This window comes from Rathayibacter sp. CAU 1779, from assembly GCF_054551755.1.
Genome location: NZ_JBTOLK010000002.1, coordinates 182,527 through 205,857, shown reverse-complemented (window position 1 = coordinate 205,857; position 23,331 = coordinate 182,527). Strand labels below are relative to the sequence as shown.

Here is a 23,331-nt window from a genome sequence, read left to right as displayed (position 1 = left end):
GAAAGAGGAGTACTCCGTGATCGACCTGCGCATCGACGACGACGTCGCACACATCACCCTCGACAACCCTGCCAAGCTCAACGCGCTCGACGAACAGGCCGTCCGCGACCTCAGCGAGGCATGCGCCGAAGCAGAGCGAGCGGATGTCCGTGCCCTCCTTCTGCACGGATCCGGCCGAGCCTTCTGCGCCGGCCGTGACATCTCGGATGTCGACCCGCGGAGCGACGACGTGATGGGCTATCTGGACGGATTGGTCACGCCGCTCCTGAAGCAGCTGTCCGCGTTCCCGGCGCCCACCTTCGCCGCGGCCCACGGAGCATGCCTCGGTGTGGGCCTCGGTCTGCTGATCGCGACGGATGTCGTCTACGTGGCCGACACCGCGAAGATCGGATCGCCCTTCGCCGGGCTCGGCGCCACGCTCGACTCCGGCGGCCACGCACTGTTCTACGAGCGTCTCGGAGCGCACAAGACGCTCGACCTCATCTACACGGGCCGACTCATGTCGGGATCGGAGGCCGTGCAATCAGGGTTGTTCTCCCGGGTGTTCCCGGCCGACGAGGTTCTTGCGGCGACCGAGGACGCCACGCGCAGGGCGGCGCACGGCGCCACAGCCGCCTTCCGCGCCAGCAAGCGGATCGTCGCCGAACTCCGCGAGCAACGGCTGGGGCTGTGGGCTGCCGTCGCGGCGGAGAACGTCGCCCAGACCGCGCTGCGCGACACCGACGACTACCGGGAGGGATTCGCCGCGTTCCAGGAGAAACGGGAGCCGGTCTTCCGCGGGCGATGAACCCGCACTGACCCCCTAATGGGGGAGAGCGGATTCCTTGCCGCACCAGGAAGCACGCGACACGTCACAGGCGTCGATCGCCACGGCCTTTCCGCCGGTGCAGCCCGCGCCCCGGGATGTCCGGCATCCGCAGCAGCGCGATCGCATGGTGCAGCGTCCGGCGACCGAAGACATCCGGGGCGCCACGAACCGCGGCACGCGGCGCGAGGCACGGGAGTCGTTCTTGACCAGCGATCGGAGCGAGGAGCCGGCGACCAGAGGCATCCGCGGCGCCGCCACACGCATGGGCATGCGGATGCGGCCCTCGAAGTCCGAGCGCGCCGAACGCAATTACACGCATGCCGTCAGCCAGCGCTGGGCGGCCCCGCGCACGATCGTCGTCGCGAATCCGAAGGGAGGCGACGCCGACGGTGGCGCTTCTCGCCGCCGTCTTCGCCACGCACGGCACGTCCGCGGTTCTCGCGTGGGACAACAACCAGACCCGCGGAACGCTCGGATGGCGCACCGAGAAGGGACAGCACGACGCGACGATCCTCGACCTGCTGCCCGGCATCCAGCACCTGCTCGGACCGGATGCGCACTCCGCAGACTTCGACCGGTTCGTGCACCACCAGAGCCGAGACCGCTACGACGTGCTGCGCAGCAAGCCCAGCCTTCTCGCACACGAGCAGCGCTTCGATGCGGGGAACGTGGATGCCATCCACGCGGTCGCCGCGAACTACTACCGGCTCATGGTGATCGACACCGGCAACGACGAGTCGGGTCCGATGTAGCTGCGTTCCCTCGACCATGCTGACCAGCTCGTGGTCGCGACGACGACCCGCGACGATCATGCGGAGGCGGGCGCCCTGATGCTCGAGGCGCTGACCCGGCGCGGCGATCGGTACGCGCACCTCGCTGCGAACGCCGTCGCCGTGATCTCCCAGGCTGATCACAGCGCGAAGCGTGCCGAGCTGTCGCGCCTCATCTCCGGATACCGGCAGCTCACCCGTGCGACCGTGAAGATCCCGTTCGACGCCGGCATGGTCGACGGAGTGCTCGACCTCGCCTCGCTGCGCCTCACGACACAGCGCGCGTGGCTCGCCGCTGCCGCCGCCGTTGCCCAGGGGCTCTGACTCGCATCGGGGCGCGAATGCGCGTCAGTCCGCATGCGCGAACGCGATGCGGGCCGCAGACCGCCCGAATCAGGCCACGCCAGGTCTCGTCGGGACCCTGACTCGGTTGCTGCGTGCGATGCGAACGTGGTGCCGGTGGTGGGACTCGAACCCACACGCCCTTTCGGACAAAGCATTTTGAGTGCTCCGCGTCTGCCATTCCGCCACACCGGCCTGCCGCACGCCGCGCTCCACCCTATCGCGGCCGGAGCCCCCTCAAGAGCGCACGCTGGGATCGCGACTGCGCCACTCGCTGACTCGATCGGTCGGGGCACCCGAGCCGGTCCATGACCCAAACACCGATCGCTCATGTCGTAGGCTTTATCTCCGTGACAGACACTGAGAACACCGCTGCACCGCGACGCGTCGTCGTTGCGGAGGACGAATCGCTGATCCGTCTCGACATCGTCGAGATCCTGCGTGACAACGGGTTCGAGGTGGTCGGCGAAGCGGGTGACGGCGAGACCGCTGTGGCACTCGCGACGGAGCTGCGCCCCGACCTCGTCATCATGGACGTGAAGATGCCGCAGCTCGACGGAATCTCGGCGGCCGAGCGTCTGTCCAAGGACCACATCGCCCCGGTCGTCCTGCTCACCGCGTTCAGCCAGAAGGAGCTCGTCGAGCGGGCCACCGAGGCAGGAGCCCTCGCGTACGTCGTCAAGCCCTTCACGCCGAACGATCTGCTGCCGGCGATCGAGATCGCACTCGCCCGCTACGCGCAGATCATCGCGCTGGAGGCCGAGGTCGCCGACCTCAACGAGCGGTTCGAGACCCGCAAGCTGGTGGACCGCGCCAAGGGCCTGCTCAACGAGAAGATGGGCCTCTCGGAGCCCGAGGCCTTCCGCTGGATCCAGAAGGCGTCGATGGACCGCCGCCTGACCATGCACGATGTCGCCAAGGCGATCATCGACCAGCTCGCACCCAAGAAGTAGCGCGACGGCCACCGCTGGAAGCTGGTTTCGACCAGCCCAACCAGCGAGCGCGGTTGTCCGACCAGCGACGGGGTGCCGCTAAACGCGATCCTTGATGAGGTTCGTGATGCGGATCGTCGAACATCTGCGACCCCTGTCGTCCGTGACGGCGATCTCGTGGGTGGTGAGCGTGCGGCCCAGATGAACGGGCGTGCAGACGCCTGTGACGATCCCGCTCGTCGCCGACCGCGTGTGCGTGGCGTTGATCTCGATCCCGACCGCCAGGCGGCCCTCGCCGGCCCAGAGGTTGGCCGACATGGATCCGAGGGTCTCGCCGAGCACCACGTAGGCTCCGCCGTGGAGCAGATCCGCGGGCTGCGTGTTGCCCTCGACGGGCATCGTCGCGACAGCCCGATCGACCGAGAACTCGATCATCTCGATGCCCATCTTCGCGGCGAGAGCGCCCATTCCGCGGCGCCGTACGTACTCGAGTGCGTCGGGTGCGGCATCCGCTCCGCTGCTCTGCGACATGGGACTCCTCGGGGTATGCCCACGTGCAGTTCCGGGGCCGGATCGGGGTGTCCGAGGCCGCTTGTAGGCTGGCACGCGTGTCGGACTCGGAAAAGCCTACCCTCCTCATCGTCGACGGCCATTCGCTGGCCTTCCGGGCGTTCTACGCGCTTCCGGTCGACAGTTTCACCACGCGCGACGGACAGCACACGAACGCGATCCACGGGTTCCTCTCCATGCTTCTCCTGCTGCTGCAGAACGAGCGCCCGACCCACCTCGCCGTCGCATTCGACGTGTCACGCCACTCGTTCCGCACCGACGAGTACGCGGAGTACAAGGGCACCCGCGGCGCGACGCCGCCGGAGTTCTCCGGACAGGTCCCGCTGCTGCAGGACGCACTGAAGGCGATGAACATCCCCGTCATCGAGAAGGAGGGGTTCGAGGCCGACGACATCCTGGCCACCCTCGCGGCAGAGGGGGCCGACCAGGGGTATCGCGTGCTCGTGGTCTCCGGCGACCGCGACACGATCCAGCTCGTGAACGACGACGTCACGCTGCTCTATCCGAACGTGCGCGGCGTCTCCGAGCTCAAGCGCTACGACACTGCGACCGTGCTCGAGCGATACGGCGTTCCGCCGGAGAAGTATCCCGAGATCGCGGCCCTCGTCGGCGAGACCAGCGACAACCTTCCCGGGATCGACAAGGTGGGGGAGAAGACCGCCGTCAAGTGGGTGCTGCAGTACGGCGACGTGCAGAACCTCATCGACCACGCCGACGAGATCAAAGGCGTCGTCGGGCAGAACCTGCGCGACCAGAAGGAGAAGGCGCTGCGCAATCGCAGGCTGAACCAGTTGGTGCGCGACGTTGAGCTGCCCGTCGGGCCATCCGATCTCGTGCGCCGGCCGATGAACGAGCAGGCCGTCCGCGACCTGTTCGCGAGGCTCGAGTTCCGCACGCTTCTGGAGCGCGTGTTCAAGCTGATCGACGGCGACGGCTCGGACAGCGGCGCTGTCACCGGTTCGCACGCGAACGCCGTCACCGCGCCCGACGTGCAGGAGCTGGAGGGCGACGAGCTGAGCGGATGGCTGGCCGCGGCATCCGCAGACGGCTCACGTCCGGTCGCCGTGCAGCTCGACTCCGCCGGCACGCGCATCGCCGCCGTCGGGCTCTCCGTGGCCGACGCGTCGGTCCTGGTGCGTCCCGACGAGGACGGCACCTGGGGCGACGCACTCCGCGGATGGCTGGCCTCGCCGTCCCCGAAGCAGTTCTACGACGCCAAGAACCAGCTCAAGGCACTCGGCGCCGCCGGCATCGTCGTGAACGGGCTCGCATTCGACGCCAGGGTGGCGATCTGGCTGGGCAACCCGAACCGCACGCCGAGCGGACTCGGCGACCAGGTGTACGAGGTGCTCGGCGAGCAGATGCCGCAGTCGGATCCGGCGCAGCTCGTTCCCGAGGTGGAGCCGATCGGCGCAGCGACGGAGGCGTGGTACGTGCACCGGCTCGCGGAGGCCGTCTCCGCCGGCCTCGAGGACGGCACGCGCAGGGTGCTGGAGACCATCGAGCAGCCCGTGTCCGGTGTGCTCGCGCGCATGGAGCTCAACGGCGTCGCCATCGACTCCGACATCCTCCGCACGCAGCGCGAAGAGCTCACCGTGCGGGCGGACGGCCTCGCGCAGGCCGCGTACACGGAGATCGGCCACGAGGTGAACCTCGGATCCCCGAAGCAGTTGCAGCAGGTGCTCTTCGACGAGCTGGGCATGCCCAAGACCCGGTCAACGAAGACCGGCTACTCCACGGATGCCAACTCCCTGGCCGACCTGCAGGAGAAGAACCCGCATCCGTTCCTCGATCTGCTGCTGCAGCACCGTGATGCCACGAAGCTCAAGCAGATCATCGAGACGCTGGAGAAGTCCGTCGGATCCGACGGTCGCATCCACACCACGTACGACCAGACCGGCGCCTCAACGGGACGTATCTCGTCGAACGACCCCAATCTGCAGAACATCCCCGTGCGCACGGAGGTCGGCAAGCAGATCCGTTCGGCGTTCATCAGCGGAGCCGAGTTCGACACCCTGCTCACCGCCGACTACTCCCAGATCGAGATGCGCATCATGGCGCACCTCTCCGAAGACGCCGGCCTGATCGAGGCGTTCAACGCCGGCGAGGACCTGCACCGCTTCGTCGGGGCCCGCATCTTCGGCGTCGCACCTGAAGACGTCACGCCCATCATGCGCACGAAGGTGAAGGCCATGTCGTACGGCCTGGCGTACGGGCTCAGCGCGTTCGGGCTCTCCAAGCAGCTGCGGATCGAGACGGCGGAGGCCCGCCAGCTGATGACGGACTACTTCGCCCGGTTCGGCGCCGTGCGCGACTACCTGCGCGACGTGGTCGAGAAGGCGCGCGTCGACGGGTTCACCGAGACGATCTACGGTCGGCGCCGTCCGTTCCCCGATCTGGTGAGCACGAACCGCGTGCTGCGCGACAACGCCGAGCGGGCGGCGCTCAACGCGCCGATCCAGGGTTCGGCCGCCGACATCATGAAGATCGCCATGATCGGCATCGACTCCGACATGCGCGAGGCGAGTCTCGAGTCGCGTCTGCTGCTGCAGGTGCACGACGAGCTCATCTTCGAGGTGAAGGCGGAGGAGTGGGATGCCCTCTCCGCCATCGTCACCACGCGGATGTCCGGCGCCGCCGAGCTGCGCGTGCCGTTGACGGTGCAGGTCGGCGGCGGTCCGAACTGGGACGCCGCCGCGCACTGACCGGCCAGCGCTCACGCGGCGCTCACCTCAATCGCCTTTATCGCGGCTGCGACACTCACAGGCTCAATCGGCTCGACCACGTGAACGAGTTCCCGCGGCACTCACCTCAATCGCCTTTAGGCTGGCACGCATGACCGATCAGGAACAGGAACGGACTCCCACCCCCATCGACACGATCGCTGAGGAGTGGGTGGACACCCAGCTCGAACTCTTCCCGGAGATGCACGTCTATCTGGGACGTCCCGGACGCGAGGGCGAGTACGCCGACTACTCCCCGGAGGGGGCTGCACGCGCCGCTGAGGCCGCGGCATCCGCGCTCCGTCGCATCGAGGCGGCGGAACCCGTCGATGACATCGACCGCGTGACCAAGCTCGACCTGACACGCGAACTGCGTCTCGAGGCCGAGAAGCACGCGGCCGGCTTCGAGCAGCGCGACCTCAACGTGATCGCCTCTCCCGTGCAGGGGCTGCGCGACATCTTCGACCTCGCACCCACGGCATCCGTCACGGACTGGGAGGCCATCGCCACCCGTCTGCACAATCTGCCGAACGCCATGCGCGGCTACATCGCGACCCTGCGCAGCGGCATCCACGCCGGCAACGTGCCGGCCATCAGGCAGGTGCGCGAGGGCGTCGCCCAGGCGAACAAGCAGGTCGCGCCGAGCGGTTTCTTCTTCACGCTGGCCGAGAAAGCCAAGGGCGACGGCGTCGACCTTCCCGACTCGCTGAAGAGCGATCTGCGCAAGGGCGCGACGGAGGCGGCAGCGGCGTACGGCGAACTCGCCGTGTTCCTCGAGGACGAGCTCGCCGTGCACGCGCCAGAGCAGGATGCCGTCGGCCGCGACATCTACTCCATCGCGTCCCGCGGATTCCTCGGCGCGACCGTCGACCTCGACGAGACGTACGAGTGGGGCGTCGAGGAACTGCGCCGCATGGTGGACGAGCAGGAGTCGATCGCGCGCGAGATCAAGCCTGGCGCATCCGTCGCCGAGGCGATCGCCTTCCTGGACGGCGACGCGTCGCGAAAGCTACACGGCACAGACGCGCTGCAGCGATGGATGCAGGAGACCGCCGACCGTGCCGTTGCCGAGCTCAATGGAACCCAGTTCGACATTCCGGAGCCGTTGCGCCGGATCGAGTGCATGATCGCGCCCACCCAGGAGGGCGGCATCTACTACACGCCGCCGACCGACGATTTCTCGCGTCCCGGCCGCATGTGGTGGAGCGTGCCGGAAGGCGTCACCGAGTTTGACACCTGGCGTGAGCTCACGACCGTGTTCCACGAGGGCGTTCCCGGACACCACCTGCAGTGCGGCATCGCCATCTACAACTCGGCGCAGCTCAACACGTGGCGACGCAATCAGTTCGTGTCCGGCCACGGCGAGGGCTGGGCGCTGTACGCGGAGAGGCTCATGGAGCAGCTCGGCTACCTCGACGACCCGGCCGACCGGCTCGGCATGCTCGACGGCCAGCGGATGCGCGCGGCCCGCGTCGTCCTCGACCTCGGCGTGCACCTCGGCAAGCAGCGCCCAGACGGCCAGGGCGTCTGGACGGGCGACTACGCGTTCGAGTTCCTCGGCCAGAACGTCAACATGAACGAAGGCTTCGTGCGCTTCGAGGTGAACCGCTACCTCGGATGGCCCGGCCAGGCACCCTCGTACAAGATCGGCCAGCGCATCTGGGAGCAGCTCCGCGACGAGTCCCGGCGCCGCGACGGGGATGCGTTCGACATCAAGGCGTTCCACAAGAGGGCGCTGGACATCGGCGGCGTCGGTCTCGACACGCTGAAGACGGCGCTGCTCGGCTGACGGGTCCGACCGTGCCCGTTCCCGCCGCATGGTGGGCCTCCGCTGCCGACAACGTCGTGAACGCCGTCGGCAGCGGGGCGACGGGGCTGTCGTCGCAGGATGCTGCGGCTCGCCTGCGCACGCTGCGCGCGGCATCCGGTCGTCGGCGTCACGCGCTGAGCTGGCCGCGGCTTCTGCTCGCGCAGTTCACGTCGCCGATCCTGCTCATCCTCGTGGTGGCCACCGTGCTCTCGATGGCGCTCGGGGATCTCGTCGACGGCGGCATCATCATCGTCATCCTGCTCGCCAGCGGACTGCTCGGATTCTGGCAGGAGTACCGTGCGAACACGGCGGTGCACGCGCTGATGGCGAGCGTTCAGGTGAGTGTCACCGTCGTCAGAGACGGCGCCGACGTCGACGTTCCGGTCGACGACGTGGTGCAGGGCGACGTCGTGCGTCTCGGCGCGGGCAACGTCATTCCGGCCGACTGCAGGCTCCTGTCGAGCTCCGACCTGCTGGTCGACGAGTCCGCACTCACCGGGGAGTCGTTCCCCGTTGAGAAGGATGCCGCCTCTCGCGTTCTCGACGACACCGCACTCTCCGCGCGCACCACGGCCGTCTACCTCGGCACACACGTCGTCAGCGGGACCGGTCTCGCCGTCGCGGTGGCCGTCGGACGGGACACCGAGCTCGGGCACGTGTCCACATCCCTCGCGCTGAAGACGAAGCCCACCGCCTTCGAGGCCGGAACGTCACGTTTCGGCGGGCTCCTCGTGTGGGTCATGCTCGCCCTCGCCGTGTTCGTGCTCGTCGTCAACTGGGTGTTCGGCCGCAACTGGGTCGACTCCCTCTTGTTCGCTCTCTCGCTGGCAGTCGGCATCAGCCCGCAGATGCTGCCGGCGATCATCTCGTTGTCCCTGGCCACCGGAGCCAGGCGCATGGCGTCCAAGAAGGTGGTCGTCAAGCGGCTCAACGCCATCGAGGACCTGGGAGCGGTGACCGTGCTCTGCACGGACAAGACGGGAACGCTCACCCAGGGTGCCGCGCATCTGGACGGGCACCTCGACCTCGACGGCACGGCGTCGGATGACGTGCTCCGGCTCGCCGTGCTCAATGCCGGCCTGCAGTCATCGTTCGTCAATCCGCTGGACGATGCGATCCTTCAGACCGCTCGCCCGCCCGTGGATGCCGCGGCGCTCGGCGAGTGCCCGTACGACTTCACGCGCAAGCGGCTGTCGGTCCTCACCGACGTCGACGGATCTCCCACCCTCATCGCCAAGGGAGCCCTCGACGGCCTCATCGCCGCGTCGGTCACGGCACGGATCGGCGGACGCGACATCGCGATGTCGGACGCGGCCGACGGCATCCGCTCCCGCTTCGAGACCCTCAGCGCTCACGGCTATCGGGTGGTCGGCATCGCGACCAAGCGCATGCCGCCTGGCACGACGCGCATCACGGCATCCGACGAGTCGGACCTCACGCTGGTCGGCCTGCTCACCTTCTTCGATCCACCGAAGCAGAGCGCGACGGATGCCATCGCCGACCTGGCCGACCTCGGCGTCGGCGTGCGAATGATCACCGGCGACAACCGTCTCGCCGCGGCGTCGACGGCCGGAGCCGTCGGGCTGCGCACCGGAACGGTCCTCACGGGCACTGCCATCGACGCGCTCGACGATGCGGCACTCGCGTCGGCCGTGCGCGACTGCGACGTGTTCGCGGAGGTGGAGCCCGCGCACAAGCGTCGCATCGTGACGGCGCTGCGGGCGTCGGGGGAGTGCGTCGCGTTCCTCGGCGACGGCATCAACGACTCTCCGGCGCTGCACGCCGCCGACGTCGGTATCTCCGTCGACACGGCCGTCGACGTGGCGAAGGAGGCGTCGAGCGTCGTGCTGATGGACAAGGGCCTCGGCGTGGTGTGCGACGGGGTGCGGCTGGGGCGCGAGACGTTCGCGAACACGCTGAAGTACATCCGGGTCACGACGAGCTCCAACTTCGGCAACGTGCTGTCGATGGCGGCCGCGAGCCTGTTCCTGCCGTTCCTGCCCATGCTGCCGCGGCAGATCCTGCTGCTCAACTTCTTGGGCGACCTGCCGTCGATGGCGATTGCGGGCGACCATGTCGACCATGAGCTGGTGGAGCATCCGGGCGCCTGGAGCCTGAGCGAGATCCGCACGTTCATGGTCATCTTCGGCGCGCTCTCCACCGTGTTCGACCTGATCACGTTCGCCGTGCTCGAGTGGGGGCTGCACGCCCGCGCCGCCGAGTTCCACACGGGATGGTTCGTGCTCTCTGCCGTGACCGAGATCCTCGTCATGATGTCGCAGCGCACCCGCCGGTTCCTGTTCCGGTCCCGTCCCTCGGCGCTGTTGCTCGGGCTCGGCATCCTGGTCGCCCTGATCGCGATCCTGCTGCCGTCGCTGCCGTTCATCGCTCGGCCGATGGGTTTCGTGTCGCTCTCGCCGGCGCTGATCCTCGCGCTCGTCGCCATCGCGCTCGCCTACATCGCGACCAACGAGCTCGTGAAACACGCCTACTACCGGTGGATCCGTCCCCGGCTCGTCGATCGACGCCCTGGGCCGCCGGCAACCACGTCATCCCGGGCGAGCGCGACCAGGCCGCGCGCTTAGGGTGTCGGAATGGCGCGCCGTCCCGACCTCACCGCCCTGGAGCGGCATCTCGACGACGCGGCGAACCGACTGCTCGACCGCGCGCCGACGAGCCGCGCGTGGGCCGGGCTCGTCGAGTTCCTCGTCTTCGGCGCCAAGCAGGCGTGGGCGTGCGTGTTCGGGGCAGCGCTGCTGGCCGTCATCCTGGCCGCGCGGCTCTGGTATCCGCCCGACGCGGTGCTCGCACGCAACGATGCCCTGACGATCGCAGCCATCCTCATCCAGATCGCCATGGTGTGGGGCGGCCTGGAGACGTGGAGCGAGCTGCGGGTGATCGTGGTGTTCCACATCGTGGGCACCGGCATGGAACTCTTCAAGACGGATGTCGGTTCCTGGAGCTACGACCCCGGCGGCGTGCTGCACATCCTGGGCGTTCCGCTGTTCACCGGCTTCATGTACGGCGCCGTCGGGTCGTACCTGGTGCGTGTGTACCGACTCTTCGATCTGCGCTTCACGAGGTATCCGCCGCGCTGGCTGACCGCGATCGTGGCGGCGGCGATCTACGCCAACTTCTTCACGCAGCACTTCATGGTCGATCTGCGCTGGGTGCTGCTCGCCGCCGTCCTGGTCGTGTTCGGCGCATCGATGATGCAGTTCCACGTGTTCCGCCGCAGATTCCGGATGCCGCTGGTCGCCGCATTCGCGCTCGTCGCCTTCTTCATCTGGCTCGCCGAGAACATCGCGACCTACTCGCACGCCTGGACGTATCCGGATCAGGTGGACGGATGGCATCCGGTCTCAGCAGCCAAGCTCGTCTCGTGGTTCCTGCTGATGATCATCTCCGTCGTGCTGGTCACCTGGGTGTACCCGCCGCGCCGGCCGGATGCCGAGGCCGTGGCATCCGTCCGTCCGGAAGTGGACTGAGTCGACGCTCGCGCGGCGCGGAATAGCGGAGCCGGGAGGAGCGTTGTTGCGGATGGCTGCCGGAGAACGGTAGTCTGGAGAGTCACTTTTGTGACGGTCCTATTCGCCTGCCCGGCAAAATTCCAACTGAAGCATTATTTCCGGGCCTGATTCATGTCCACACTGGAGTACCCACTCAATGACAACCGCAACGACCGACAAGAAGGCCAAGCAGGTCGCGATCAACGACATCGGCTCGGCCGAGGACTTTCTTGCAGCGGTCGAGAAGACTCTGAAGTTCTTCAACGACGGTGACCTTATCGAAGGCACCGTTGTGAAGATCGACCGCGACGAGGTTCTCCTCGACGTCGGATACAAGACCGAGGGTGTGATCCCCTCCCGCGAACTTTCGATCAAGCACGACGTCGACCCCAGCGAGGTCGTCGGCGTCGGCGACACCGTCGAGGCCCTCGTTCTCCAGAAGGAGGACAAGGAAGGCCGCCTGATCCTGTCCAAGAAGCGCGCGCAGTACGAGCGTGCGTGGGGCGACGTGGAGAAGATCAAGGAAGCCGATGGCGTCGTGACCGGTTCGGTCATCGAGGTCGTCAAGGGCGGCCTGATCGTCGACATCGGACTGCGCGGCTTCCTGCCGGCGTCCCTGATCGAGTTGCGCCGCGTGCGCGACCTCACGCCGTACCTGGGACAGGAGATCGAGGCCAAGATCCTCGAGCTCGACAAGAACCGCAACAACGTCGTGCTGTCCCGCCGCGCCCTGCTGGAGCAGACGCAGTCCGAGAGCCGCTCGACGTTCCTCGCGAACCTCCACCCGGGCCAGGTGCGCAAGGGCATCGTGTCGTCCATCGTCAACTTCGGCGCGTTCGTCGACCTCGGCGGTGTCGACGGTCTGGTGCACGTCTCCGAGCTGTCCTGGAAGCACATCGAGCACGCCAGCGAGGTCGTCGAGGTCGGCCAGGAGGTCACCGTCGAGGTGCTCTCCGTCGAGCTCGACCGCGAGCGTGTCTCCCTGTCGCTCAAGGCGACGCAGGAGGACCCGTGGCAGGTCTTCGCCCGTACGCACGCCATCGGCCAGTTCGCTCCCGGCAAGGTCACGAAGCTCGTTCCGTTCGGCGCGTTCGTGCGCGTCGCGGACGGCATCGAGGGCCTCGTGCACATCTCCGAGCTGTCGGGCAAGCACGTCGAGCTCGCCGAGCAGGTCGTGTCGGTCGGCGACGAGGTCTTCGTCAAGGTCATCGACATCGACCTCGAGCGTCGTCGCATCTCGCTGTCGCTGAAGCAGGCGAACGAGGGCGTCGACCCCGAGGGCACCGAGTTCGACCCGGCGCTCTACGGCATGCTCACGGAGTACGACGAGCAGGGCAACTACAAGTACCCTGAGGGCTTCGACCCCGAGACGGGCGAGTGGACGGAAGGCTCCGACGCTCAGCGCGAGAAGTGGGAGCAGGAGTACGCCGAGGCTCAGGCTCGCTGGGAGGCGCACAAGCGCCAGGTGGCCAAGGGCATCGAGGAGGAGGCGACTCAGGTCGAGTCCGCTCGCAGCGGCGCAACCTACTCGAGCGACTCCGCCTCCAGCGGAACCCTCGCAGACGACGCATCGCTCGCCGCTCTGCGCGAGAAGCTGTCCAGCAATTCCTAGAACTGCACTCGACGGCAACGGCCGGGTCCTTCGGGGCCCGGCCGTTGCCGTTTCTGCTGCCGGGGCCCGACGGCAGGATCGTGCGCAAGGCGGGGTCTTGTCGATCGTGGTCGCCGGCGGTGTCGTCCGTCCCGGTGACCGGGTGGTCGTCGAGCTTCCTGCCGGTGCCCGCATCCCGCTCCAACCGGTGTGATCGGTGCCAGCGGGCACGACGCCCGAGACGATCTCGGATGCATCCGACGCTCCGAGGCACGCGGAGCCGACCGCAACCTGCTCCCGAACAGTCGGACGCGCCCTAGGCTGGCGGGCGTGCTGATCATCGCCCTGACAGGAGGCATCGCCTCCGGCAAGTCCACTGCGTCCGCCCGGCTCGCCGAGCACGGCGCCGTGATCATCGACGCCGATCGCCTGGCCCGTGAAGTGGTCGAGCCTGGAACGAAGGGTTTGGAGGCCATCCGGAGCCGGTTCGGCGATGACATCCTCACGGCAGACGGCTCACTGGACCGCGCAGCGCTCGGTGCGATCGTGTTCCGCGACTCCGAGGCGCTCCGCGACCTCAATGCGATCACCCATCCCGCCGTCTGGGAAGCCGTGAAGGATCGACGTGCACGGGCGGAGGCAGCCGACCCCGACGCGATAGTCGTGTACGACGTGCCGCTCCTGGTGGAGGCGTCTGCCGATCGCCCGCTCCGCTTCGACAGCGTCGTGGTGGTGGAGGCGGACCGCGACGAGCGAGTCCGTCGTCTCATCCACGATCGCGGCATGACTGAGGCGGATGCCGTCAGCCGGATCGCCGCGCAGGCCGACGACGAGCAGCGTCGAGCAGTCGCCGACATCATTCTGGACAACAACGGCGACCGTGACGGCCTGATCCGGCAGGTGGATGCGCTCTGGGACCAGCTCCGCGCCCGCTGACACGCGTCGCGGTCAGTACAGCGCCGGGCCGAGCAGCATCATCGTCGGCACCACTACGAGCGCGAGTGCCATGGCGAGCACGGAGAAGCGCAGCGCTGGAGCGCTGGGCGCCGTGAGCTCCGTGAGGCGCGCGACCCTGGCATCCGCCCACTCACCGGGGGACGACGTGTCGGCCGCGAAGGAGCCGGCCGGAACCGACGACGACGTGGCGGCGCTCGGCACGCCCGCCAGCGCGACCCTGGCAACGGCACGCGACAGGTTGCGCTCGGAGACCGTGCGCCGTGCGTGATCGTCGGCGAGCAGTTCGACGAGAAGCCCGACGGCCTCGTGAGCACGTGTCGCGATCGGGAACCATGGCAATGCGCTGCGCCACGCGCTGAACGCGACGAGCAGCACGTGGTGGTGTTGTGTCACGTGCGCGCGCTCGTGAGCGACGACAGCGGCGAGCTCCTCGTCGGAGAGGAGTTCCAGCAGTCCCGCCGAGAGCACGGTGACCGCCCGCGGTGTGCCAGGCAGGCAGTACGCGACCGGCGTCGCGTGGTCGATGACGCGGGTGCCGGGCCGCTCCGGCATCGGATCCGAGAGCAGCCGGAGCAGCTGCGCGTGGTGACGGCGCGCTCGCTCGGCACGCCAGGCGGTGCGCACGAGGTTGAGCAGAAGATGCGCACCGAGCAGTGCCGCTCCGGCGAGCGCGAACATCTGGAAGAAGTTGGCGTCGACGGGCAGGCGGCCGGCGATGAGGTCGGCGCTGAAGGATCCCGCCGCGTGGGGGAGATCCACGCCGAACGGGATCAGGCCGAAGACCAGCAGGGATCCGATCATGGAGAGACCGCCCGCCAGCGCTATCGCCTGCCAGAGCACGAGAGCCTGTCCCGGCATGCGGCGCGGCCACTCGGCCCGTGCGAGCGCGACGGGAACGGGCCAGGCGAGTGCGAAGGCGAGGAGCGCCAGCGTTGCGGCGACGACGAGCATGAACGTCAGACGTCCAGCAGTCTGCGCAGACGCTCGGCGTCGTGCGGCGTGACCTGTCCGACGAAGCGGGCGAGCACGGCGTCGCGGTCCGCTGCCGATCCGAGCACCTCGTGCATGAGTTCGGCGACGTGGTCTTCGCGGCTCATGGCCGCGTGATACAGGTGGGGTCTGGCATCCCTGTCCCGCACGACGAAGCCTTTGGCTTCGAGACGTGAGAGCACGGTCATGACGGTCGTGATCGCCGGCCCCTTGCCCTCCGTGTTGTCGTGGTCGGCGGATGCCTGCAGCCTCTCGCGTAGATCGGTCGCCGCAATGGGGGCGGGGGAGTCCCAGACGACGTCCATGACGGCTCGTTCGAGCTCCCCGAGATTGACCAACGTGCGACCTGCCATGCATTGATTCTACCGCGCGTAGAAATGTTCGGGCGACAGTGGTAAGACGTTCTACAGCGCGTAGAATTATACGCAGCGTAGAAGACTCGTGAAGCGAGGAACCGTGCACGTCGTCACCGACCTGGATCCGCTGCTCATCGCACGATGGCAGTTCGGCATCGTCACCGTCTACCACTTCTGGATGGTCCCTCTGACGATCGGCCTCGGTCCGCTCGTCGCCCTCATGCAGACGCTGTGGATGCGCACCGGCAACGACCGCTATTACCGCATGACGAAGTTCTGGGGAAAGATCTACCTGATCAACTTCATCATGGGTGTCGCCACCGGCATCGTGCAGGAGTTCCAGTTCGGACTGGCCTGGAGCGAGTACAGCCGCTTGGTCGGCGACGTGTTCGGCGCACCGTTGGCCATGGAGGCGCTGCTGGCGTTCTTCGTGGAGTCGACGTTCCTCGGGCTGTGGATCTTCGGATGGGGCAAGCTGCCGAAGCGCATCCACCTGGCCTGCCTGTGGCTCGCCATCGCGGGCTCCGTGGTGTCCGCGTACTTCATCATCGCGGCGAACTCGTGGATGCAGCATCCGGTTGGCGTGAAGCTCGTCGACGGTCGTCCGATCATGACGGACATCTGGGCCGTGCTCGGCAACAACACCGCGGTGGCCGCGTTCACGCACACGATCTTCGGAGCGTTCGCGGTGGGCGGCTCCATCCTGCTCGGAGTGGGCTGGTATCACCTGTGGCAGCGGCGTCGCGACGGGATCGACACGATCGATCTCGACAAGCGGGTCATCGTCGGCGATGCACCCGACGTTCCAGGCCGCGACAAGGCTGACCACAAGATCTGGCTCACCTCGCTGCGGATCGGCGCCGTGACCGCCATCATCGCGTTCGCCGGCGTCGCGATCACCGGCGATGCGCAGGCCCGCCTCATGTTCGTGCAACAGCCGATGAAGATGGCGTCGGCCGAGGCCGCCTGCCATACAGGGACCAGCTTCTCGCTGCTGGCCTTCGGCGATGTCGGTTCCAAGGACTGCAAGGGGGTCGTGAACGTCATCGAGGTGCCCGGCGTGCTCGGATTCCTCGCCAACGGCGACTTCAACGAGCCGGTCAAAGGCGTCAACGAGCTCGTGCCGATCTACCAGCAGAAGTACGGCACGCATCTGCCTGACGATCCGAAACTCGGATCACGAGCAGGCGAGGCCATCAACTATGTGCCGATCATGGCGGTCACGTACTGGGGATTCCGGCTGATGATCCTTTTCGGCGCCCTCGCCGCGTTCGCCTCCGTCGTCGCACTCTGGCTCACCAGGCGGGGAACCGTTCCCGCGCCGCGCTGGCTGATGTGGCTGGCGGTGACGGGCATCTTCGCGCCGTTCGCTGCGAACTCGGCCGGCTGGATCTTCACCGAGATGGGCAGGCAACCGTTCGTGGTGGCGCCGAACCCGACGCCGGGCGGCATCGACGGGGTGTTCATGTTCACGGCAGCGGCCGTGTCGCCCGGGGTGAGCTTCGGCGAGATCCTGTTCTCCCTCGTCTCGTTCACGATCGTCTATGCCGTGCTCATGGTGGTGGAGGTGCGGCTGCTCGTGAAATACATCCGCGGCGGGGTCGCAGCTGCCCTGCCGGAGCTCGCCGAGAAGCCGAAGGATCCCGACGCGCCGGCCGACGACGACGTGCTCGCGTTCGCCTACTGACGCGCATCATCCGCACGAGACACCGGAAGAAGGAACGATCGTGGACGTCCTCCCCACACTGTGGTTCATCCTCATCGCCGTGCTCTGGACCGGGTACCTCTTCCTGGAGGGATTCGACCTGGGCGTCGGCATGCACATGCTGCTCTCGGCACGCAACGAGACCGACCGCCGCGTCATGCTGAACACCATCGGGCCGGTCTGGGACGGCAACGAGGTGTGGCTGCTCACCGCAGGCGGCGCCACCTTCGCCGCATTCCCGTTCTGGTATGCGTCGCTGTTCTCCACCCTGTACATCCCGCTCGTCGTGGCGGTGCTCGGCCTCATCTTCCGTGCCGTCGCGATCGAGTACCGCGGCAAGGGCCACACGGTGCGGTGGACGAGAGCATGGGATGTCGCGCTCGGCCTCGGATCCTTCGTGGCGGCCTTCGGCGTGGGTGCCGCGCTGGCCCTCACCACGACGGGTCTGCCGATCAATGTCAACGGCGACGGCGTCGGCGGACCGTTCGGCTGGTTCAACGGATGGACCGTGGTCGGCGGGCTGGCCGTCGTGGGATTCTGTCTCACCCACGCCGCTGTGTTCCTCGCGCTGAAGAGCGACGGTGACGTGCGCATCCGCTCCCGCCGGTTCGCGGTGCACTGGATGCCCGTCCTCCTGATCCCGCTCGCCGTCTGGGTGGTCGGAGTGGAGCTCATGAACGGCAAGGCATACACCTGGATCCTCGTCGTGGTCGCGGTGGCCGCCGCCGTGTGGTCCTGGCTGTCGGCCAGACGCGACCGCGAGGGCCTTGCCTTCGCAGGCATGGGAACGTTCCTCGTGCTGGGTGCCGCGTCGATCTTCGCGAACACGTTCCCGACCGTGCTGCCGTCGACGCTCGACCCGACGTTCGACCTCACCGTGGCGAACGCGTCCAGCTCGCCGTACACGCTCGGAGTCATGACAGTGGTGGCCGCGTTCGGCATCCCGCTCGTGCTCGCGTACCAGGGCTGGACGTACTGGGTGTTCCGCAAGCGGATCAGCGGCGCCAGCATTCCGGCGACGCGTCCGATCGAAGCTGCGGTGAAGCCGCGATGACAACGGCAACGACCGCGTCAACAGCAGCGACCTCCGCACGGCGACCCCCGCAGCTGGAAGGGGTCTCGGAGATCGGGCGACGGCGCATCGTGCTGCTGGCCTGCCTCGGTGCGCTGAAGGCGCTCGGCCTGGTCCTCGTGGCGGACGCCCTCGCCACAGGGATCGTCACCGTGATCGCGCACGCCGACGTCACCGTCGCCGTGCTGGAAGGTCTCTCGGGCGCGATCATCAGGGCGGCCGCCGCGTGGGGTCTGCGCGTCGTGGCGCAGTCGGCCGCCTCCGGGGTGAAGCAGGATCTGCGATCGCGGCTGGCCTCCTCGTTCCGCGCTCGCGCCGCCGGCTCCGTGGGAGCCGATGCGCAGCTGGCATCCGCAGGACTCGACGAGCTCGACGAGTACTACACGTCGTACCTGCCATCCCTCGTGGGAGCCGCGACGGTTCCGCTTCTCGTCGGAGCGCGCATCCTCGCCGCCGACTGGGTCAGTGCGCTGATCATTGTGGCCACCGTCCCGCTCATCCCGCTGTTCATGGCGCTGATCGGCATGCACACCAGGGACAGGGTCGCCGCGTCACTGGACGCGCTCGGCCGGCTCTCCGACCATCTCGTCGAGCTCGCGAGAGGACTGCCGGTCCTCGTCGGCCTTGGACGGGACAGGGAGCAGGCACGGGCACTGGCCGAGATCTCCGACGACCACCGGCGACGGAGCATGACGGCGCTGCGCACCGCGTTCCTGTCCGCGCTCGCACTGGACCTGCTGGCCACGATCTCCGTCGCACTCGTCGCGGTGATCATCGGCATCCGCCTGCTGCACGGTCAGCTCTCGCTCGAGGCTGGACTCGTTGCGCTCATCCTCGCACCGGAGTGCTTCGCGCCCCTCCGCGAGATCGGTGCCGCGTTCCATGCGTCTGACACCGGCCGCGAGGCGCTCCGCCGCGTTCGCGCCGCCATCGATCGGACCCCCGCCGGCCACCGCGGTCTCCGTCGCGACACCGACGGCGACACGGTCTCGGTGCGGGACCTCACCGTCACGTACGCGGGGCGCACGGCACCGGCGGTGTCGAACGTCTCGTTCGACGTACCCACCCGCGGCATGACGCTTGTGGCCGGACCGAGCGGCGCGGGCAAGTCCACCGTGCTCGCCGTGCTCGCCGGTCGTGGCGCCCTCCTGGACGACGGGGCACGGTGCCGCGGCTCTGTCACCTCACCGAGCGTCAACGCGATCGCCTGGATGCCCCAGCATCCGCACTTCTCCTCCCGCACTCTGCTCGACGAGATCGAGCTCTACGCCTCTGGACGGCACGGCAGCGCGGACGCCGGAAGCACAGTCACCGACGTCGTCACGACATCGGACACGGACCGAGCGGATGCCATGGCTCTCCTCGAGCGCGTCGGCCTCGGAGAGCGCGGCCTCGCGCATCCGGCATCGCTCAGCCCGGGCGAGGCTCGCCGTCTCGCGTTCGCCAGAGTGCTGGCCGCCGCGGACGCCGGCGCCCGTCTCGTGCTCCTCGACGAGCCGACAGCGCACCTGGATGCAGACTCGGCCGCACTGCTCCGCCACGAGATCGCGGCGTTGCGCGAACGGACGACGGTCGTCGTCGCCTCGCACGACCCCCTGATCCACCTGCTCGCGGATCACGTCGAACCCATCTCTCCTCAGCCCCAGTCGTCCCCGGCGTCCGCGCCCATCGCGTCCACACTCGGACCCGCAGCCACGCTCCGACCAGCATCCACACTTCCCTCCACGTCCGCCGCGCCCGCCCCGCCCGAGACCGACGCCGGTACCCCCGCCGGCGCGACCAAGCCCGCTCCGGGCAAGGGCGGCGCGGCGGACCCCCTCCTCGGCACGCCGCCATCGCGCACCGCAGCACCGACCACGACGGCATGGGCCGAGCTCGTCACCGTGGTCCGCCCGGTCCGGCTGCGCATGCTCGCCGCCATCGCAGTCGGAGTGCTCTCCACCTGCTTCGCCATCGCGCTCACGGCCGTCTCCGGCTGGCTCATCGTGCGCGCCAGCCAAGAGCCCGCCATCATGTACCTGCTCGTGGCCATCGTCGGCGTGCGCTTCTTCGGCATCGGGCGGTCCGCGCTCCGGTACGCAGAACGCCTCCTCACGCACGACGCCGTCTTCCGCGCGATCACCGCACTGCGCGTGCGGGTGTGGCGGGCGCTCGCCGCATCCGGACCGGCAGGACGCGTTGCGCTGACCCCGGTGAACGCCCTCTCCTCGCTCATCGGATCGGCCGACCGCGTGCGCGACCTCATTCCCCGGGTCGTGCAGCCTCCTGTCGCCGCCGGTGCCGTGCTCGTCGTCTCAGCCGTCGCGCTGGGGCTCGTCTACCCGCCATCGCTCATCGTCGTCGCCTGCGTGGCCGTCGCCGCCTGCCTCATCGCGCCGGCTCTCGCGGTCGCCGCAGGACGACGGGCCGCTCATCGGGACGAGGCTGCACGGGCCGCAGTCCTCGAGTCCTTCACCGACCTGCTCGTCGCCAGGGACGATCTCACGCCCGGCGCGACGCGACGGCTGATCCGCCGCATCGAGTCGGCGGATGCCGCTGCCGCTTCCAGCGAGCGACGGACGGCACGAGCAGAGGGTGCCGCATCGGCCATCACGATCCTGGCGTGCTGCGCCGCCGCGGTCGTGATGCTGCCTCTCGCTGCCGGAGCCGTGGCATCCGGCGCGCTGCGTCCCGAGCTCGTCGCCGTGCTCGTCCTCGTGCCGCTCGGCATGATCGAGCCGCTGCTCGACGGCGTCGCCGCCGCGACTCGGGCACCAGCCATCGCCCGCGTCCTCGCCGGGCTGCACCGGGTCACCGCCGGGCCCGACGGCACTGCGGCATCCGCCGACACGGTCGCAGGATCCGAGGCCGTGAACGCCGCACCCGGCTACGGCGAGCGGATGACGGAGCCGGTGCACGGCATCCGGCTGGACGCCGTCTCCTATCGCTACCCGGCAGCCCTCCGCCCGGTCTTCAGCGGGGTCACCGGGAGAGCCGATCGCGGACAATGGCTCGCCGTCACGGGGCCGAGCGGATCCGGCAAGTCCACGCTCCTCGCGCTGCTGCTCCGCTTCGCCGACCCCACCGACGGGCGGTACACGCTGCGCCAGGGGGACGGGCTCACGGATGCCGCAGCCATTCCGCCCCACACCCTGCGCACCCGCATCGCCTGGTGTCCCCAGGAGGGGTACCTGTTCGACTCGACGCTGCGCGCGAACCTCGCCCTCGCGCGCCCGCGCACCGAGCGCCCGTCGGATGCCGAGCTCACGGATGTGCTGTCGCGCGTCGGACTCGCGCCCCTGCTCGCGACGCTTCCCGATGGTCTGGACACCCGCATCGGCGCGGCGGGGGAGAGGCTCTCCGGCGGACAGCGCCAGCGGGTCGCCGTGGCACGCACGCTGCTCGCAGGAGGCGACGTCGTGCTGATCGACGAGCCAACGGCACAGCTCGACGCCCACGCATCGGCCGAGCTGATGGCCGACCTGCGGCTGGCGCTTCGCGACCGCGTGACCGTGCTCGTGACGCACGACGCGGCCGAGGCCAGGGGAGCGGATCACGTGATCGAACTGGGGGCGACGACACGACGCGCGCCCGCCCGTCGAGCGCCGACGCACCACGGCCGCTCGGTGTGCACCGAGCCGGCGCACGGGATCCGCATAGGAGTCGCCGATACCATCGTCTGGTGACAAATGAGCGAACGAACGGTGCAGACATCCCTAGCTTCGGGGAGCTTCTGACCGGCGCGGCCCTTCGTCACGGGGATCGGCCGTACCTCGAGGACGCACGCAGCGGCCGGATGCTGACCTACGCGGGCATCGTCCTGGCGATCGACGCGTTCCTCCGCTCCGCGGCGCTCGATGAGCGCTCGACGGTGTTCATCGACGAGCCGGATCCCCTCGCGTTCGCCGTCGCCCACCTCGGCGCCGTCGCAGCCGGGCACCGATCCGTGCCGCTTGATCCTGCGCTCACGGCCGAGGACATCAGACGCCTGGCCGCTCTCGTGGACGGACCGACCGCCCTGGTCACGGCGGATCCCGCACGGGCCGACGCCGCGGGGCTGCGCCGCATCGCCCCGGCCGCCGTCGCGGACGGTGGGCAACGCGGCGCGTCGGGCAACCGGGGCGTCGATGACATGTCGACGACGGATGCGGCATCCCTCTTCCGCGCCGGCGGCTCGGCGATGCTGTTCACCTCCGGATCGACAGGCACGCCGAAGGGCGTCGAACTCACCGCGGATCGTCTGGCCTTCGTGGGAGCCGCCGTGGCGGATCACCTCGGGCTCACGGAGTCCGACCGTGGATACAACTCCCTCCCGCTCTTCCACATCAACGCGGAAGTCGTCGGCCTGCTGTCGACTCTCACCGCCGGTGCAACCCTCGTTCTCGACCGGCGCTTCCACCGCACGGGGTTCTGGCCGCTCATGGAGCAGCGCGACATCACCTGGATCAACGCCGTTCCGGCCATCCTCGCGGTGCTGGCGACCGAGACGATCAGCCCGCCGCCGCGCCTGCGGCTGATCCGCACGGCGTCGGCCCCGCTGCCCGGCCCCGTCGCCGACGCGTTCGCGGGCATCCCGCTCGTCGTCAGCTACGGCATGACGGAGGCGGCCAGCCAGATCACCGCCACGCCGGTGGCCGCTCCGCGTGCCGGAACGGTGGGCATCCCGGTGGGCACGGAGGTGCAGGCGCGCGATGAGAGCGGTGTCCTCCCCGTCGGCCAGGTCGGTGAGCTGTGGATCCGCGGGCGCGGCGTCGTCGACGCCTACTTCCGTGGTGCTGCGGCCGACCGGTTCGATGCAGACGGCTGGCTCAAGACGGGCGACCTCGGCTCGATCGACGCCGACGGATACGTCACGCTCGCCGGCCGGGTGGACGACGTGATCAACCGCGGCGGCGAGAAGGTGTATCCGCTCGAGGTCGAGGAGGTGCTGCTCACGGATCCCGCCGTGCGCGAGGTGGTCGTCGTCGGCGCCCCTGACGACGTGCTCGGATCCGTTCCCGTCGCGTTCGTCATCCCCGCGGATGCCGCGCGCACCGAGGACGCGGATCAGGCGCTCGTCGACCGGCTGGTCCGTCTTGCAGAGGAACGACTGCCCCGGTTCAAGCGCCCGCGCACGATCACCGTCGTCGACGACGTGCCGCGCGCCGCAACGGGCAAGGTGCAGCGCGTTCGTCTGCGTCACACCCTGGCCGATGCGTCGGCGAGCGCAGAGTGAGC

Annotated in this window: 17 protein-coding genes and 1 tRNA gene; 14 read left to right on the top strand and 4 right to left on the bottom strand. The window is 68.7% G+C overall.

Translation table 11 applies throughout. From position 1 onward, the window contains the following. The first annotated feature begins 16 nt into the window (after positions 1–16). The 3 genes from ACX9R5_RS11885 (at position 17) to ACX9R5_RS11875 (ending at position 1,902) form a co-directional block, all read left to right on the top strand. Positions 17–787, top strand: coding sequence for an enoyl-CoA hydratase/isomerase family protein (locus ACX9R5_RS11885; protein WP_459409251.1), 771 nt, complete (start codon positions 17–19; stop codon positions 785–787). A gap of 410 nt (positions 788–1,197) precedes the next feature. Then, entirely contained in the window at positions 1,198–1,560 is a 363-nt protein-coding gene (locus ACX9R5_RS11880; protein ID WP_459409250.1) for a MinD/ParA family ATP-binding protein, read from the top strand. Positions 1,561–1,590: 30 nt separating this feature from the next. Continuing rightward, positions 1,591–1,902, top strand: a complete 312-nt coding sequence (locus tag ACX9R5_RS11875) for a hypothetical protein (RefSeq protein WP_459409249.1) — start codon at positions 1,591–1,593, stop codon at positions 1,900–1,902. A 127-nt stretch (positions 1,903–2,029) separates the two neighbouring features. On the opposite strand, the gene ACX9R5_RS11870 is transcribed toward ACX9R5_RS11875, so the two are convergent. Further along, positions 2,030–2,115, bottom strand: a tRNA-Leu gene (locus ACX9R5_RS11870). Positions 2,116–2,270: 155 nt separating this feature from the next. On the opposite strand from ACX9R5_RS11870, the gene ACX9R5_RS11865 reads away from it, so the two are divergent. Then, on the top strand, positions 2,271–2,873 hold the full coding sequence (locus ACX9R5_RS11865) for a response regulator (protein ID WP_170023757.1): 603 nt from the start codon (positions 2,271–2,273) through the stop codon (positions 2,871–2,873). Positions 2,874–2,951: 78 nt separating this feature from the next. On the opposite strand, the gene ACX9R5_RS11860 is transcribed toward ACX9R5_RS11865, so the two are convergent. Beyond that, positions 2,952–3,383, bottom strand: coding sequence for a hotdog fold thioesterase (locus ACX9R5_RS11860; protein WP_459409248.1), 432 nt, complete (start codon positions 3,381–3,383; stop codon positions 2,952–2,954). A gap of 77 nt (positions 3,384–3,460) precedes the next feature. Between ACX9R5_RS11860 and polA the strand changes: the two genes are divergently transcribed. The 6 genes from polA (at position 3,461) to coaE (ending at position 13,991) form a co-directional block, all read left to right on the top strand. Further along, positions 3,461–6,127: a DNA polymerase I gene (gene polA / locus ACX9R5_RS11855; protein ID WP_459409247.1), complete on the top strand. Its 2,667-nt coding sequence runs from the start codon at positions 3,461–3,463 to the stop codon at positions 6,125–6,127. A 130-nt stretch (positions 6,128–6,257) separates the two neighbouring features. After that, a complete protein-coding gene (locus ACX9R5_RS11850) occupies positions 6,258–7,934 on the top strand; it encodes a DUF885 domain-containing protein (protein WP_459409246.1) in 1,677 nt (558 codons plus the stop codon). A gap of 11 nt (positions 7,935–7,945) precedes the next feature. Continuing rightward, positions 7,946–10,540, top strand: coding sequence for a magnesium-translocating P-type ATPase (gene mgtA / locus ACX9R5_RS11845; protein WP_459409245.1), 2,595 nt, complete (start codon positions 7,946–7,948; stop codon positions 10,538–10,540). Positions 10,541–10,549: 9 nt separating this feature from the next. After that, positions 10,550–11,443: a DUF817 domain-containing protein gene (locus ACX9R5_RS11840; protein ID WP_459409244.1), complete on the top strand. Its 894-nt coding sequence runs from the start codon at positions 10,550–10,552 to the stop codon at positions 11,441–11,443. A gap of 178 nt (positions 11,444–11,621) precedes the next feature. Beyond that, entirely contained in the window at positions 11,622–13,076 is a 1,455-nt protein-coding gene (rpsA, locus tag ACX9R5_RS11835) for a 30S ribosomal protein S1 (protein ID WP_459409243.1), read from the top strand. Between the two features lie 309 nt (positions 13,077–13,385). Then, complete coding sequence (gene coaE, locus ACX9R5_RS11830; RefSeq protein WP_459409242.1) at positions 13,386–13,991, top strand: dephospho-CoA kinase; 606 nt, start codon at positions 13,386–13,388, stop codon at positions 13,989–13,991. 12 nt (positions 13,992–14,003) lie between these two features. Here the strand turns inward: coaE and ACX9R5_RS11825 are convergent, their stop codons facing one another. Together ACX9R5_RS11825 and ACX9R5_RS11820 are read right to left on the bottom strand one after the other, a co-directional pair. Next, positions 14,004–14,963, bottom strand: coding sequence for a M56 family metallopeptidase (locus tag ACX9R5_RS11825; RefSeq protein WP_459409241.1), 960 nt, complete (start codon positions 14,961–14,963; stop codon positions 14,004–14,006). A gap of 5 nt (positions 14,964–14,968) precedes the next feature. Further along, on the bottom strand, positions 14,969–15,340 hold the full coding sequence (locus ACX9R5_RS11820; RefSeq protein WP_459409674.1) for a BlaI/MecI/CopY family transcriptional regulator: 372 nt from the start codon (positions 15,338–15,340) through the stop codon (positions 14,969–14,971). Between the two features lie 136 nt (positions 15,341–15,476). Between ACX9R5_RS11820 and ACX9R5_RS11815 the strand changes: the two genes are divergently transcribed. Genes ACX9R5_RS11815 through ACX9R5_RS11800 form a run of 4 tightly spaced genes read left to right on the top strand, consistent with a single transcriptional unit; the run spans position 15,477 to position 23,329 of the window. Continuing rightward, positions 15,477–17,045: a cytochrome ubiquinol oxidase subunit I gene (locus ACX9R5_RS11815; protein ID WP_459409673.1), complete on the top strand. Its 1,569-nt coding sequence runs from the start codon at positions 15,477–15,479 to the stop codon at positions 17,043–17,045. A gap of 40 nt (positions 17,046–17,085) precedes the next feature. Then, complete coding sequence (gene cydB / locus ACX9R5_RS11810) at positions 17,086–18,117, top strand: cytochrome d ubiquinol oxidase subunit II (RefSeq protein WP_459409240.1); 1,032 nt, start codon at positions 17,086–17,088, stop codon at positions 18,115–18,117. Continuing rightward, on the top strand, positions 18,114–21,800 hold the full coding sequence (cydC, locus tag ACX9R5_RS11805) for a thiol reductant ABC exporter subunit CydC (protein WP_459409239.1): 3,687 nt from the start codon (positions 18,114–18,116) through the stop codon (positions 21,798–21,800). The genes cydB and cydC overlap by 4 nt, the downstream gene beginning before the upstream one ends. Beyond that, positions 21,797–23,329 carry a class I adenylate-forming enzyme family protein gene (locus ACX9R5_RS11800; protein WP_459409238.1) on the top strand — a complete coding sequence of 511 codons (1,533 nt, stop codon included), beginning with the start codon at positions 21,797–21,799 and terminating at the stop codon, positions 23,327–23,329. Before cydC ends, ACX9R5_RS11800 begins: the two co-directional genes overlap by 4 nt. The last annotated feature ends 2 nt before the right edge of the window (positions 23,330–23,331 follow it).

What these genes read in the sequence shown, in the direction of transcription:
- ACX9R5_RS11860 (WP_459409248.1), bottom strand. Translation starts at nt 3,383, where the DNA reads ATGTCGCAGAGCAGCGGAGCGGATGCCGCACCCGACGCACTCGAGTAC.
- ACX9R5_RS11850 (WP_459409246.1), top strand. Translation starts at nt 6,258, where the DNA reads ATGACCGATCAGGAACAGGAACGGACTCCCACCCCCATCGACACGATC.
- ACX9R5_RS11840 (WP_459409244.1), top strand. Translation starts at nt 10,550, where the DNA reads ATGGCGCGCCGTCCCGACCTCACCGCCCTGGAGCGGCATCTCGACGAC.
- rpsA (WP_459409243.1), top strand. Translation starts at nt 11,622, where the DNA reads ATGACAACCGCAACGACCGACAAGAAGGCCAAGCAGGTCGCGATCAAC.
- ACX9R5_RS11825 (WP_459409241.1), bottom strand. Translation starts at nt 14,963, where the DNA reads ATGCTCGTCGTCGCCGCAACGCTGGCGCTCCTCGCCTTCGCACTCGCC.
- cydC (WP_459409239.1), top strand. Translation starts at nt 18,114, where the DNA reads ATGACAACGGCAACGACCGCGTCAACAGCAGCGACCTCCGCACGGCGA.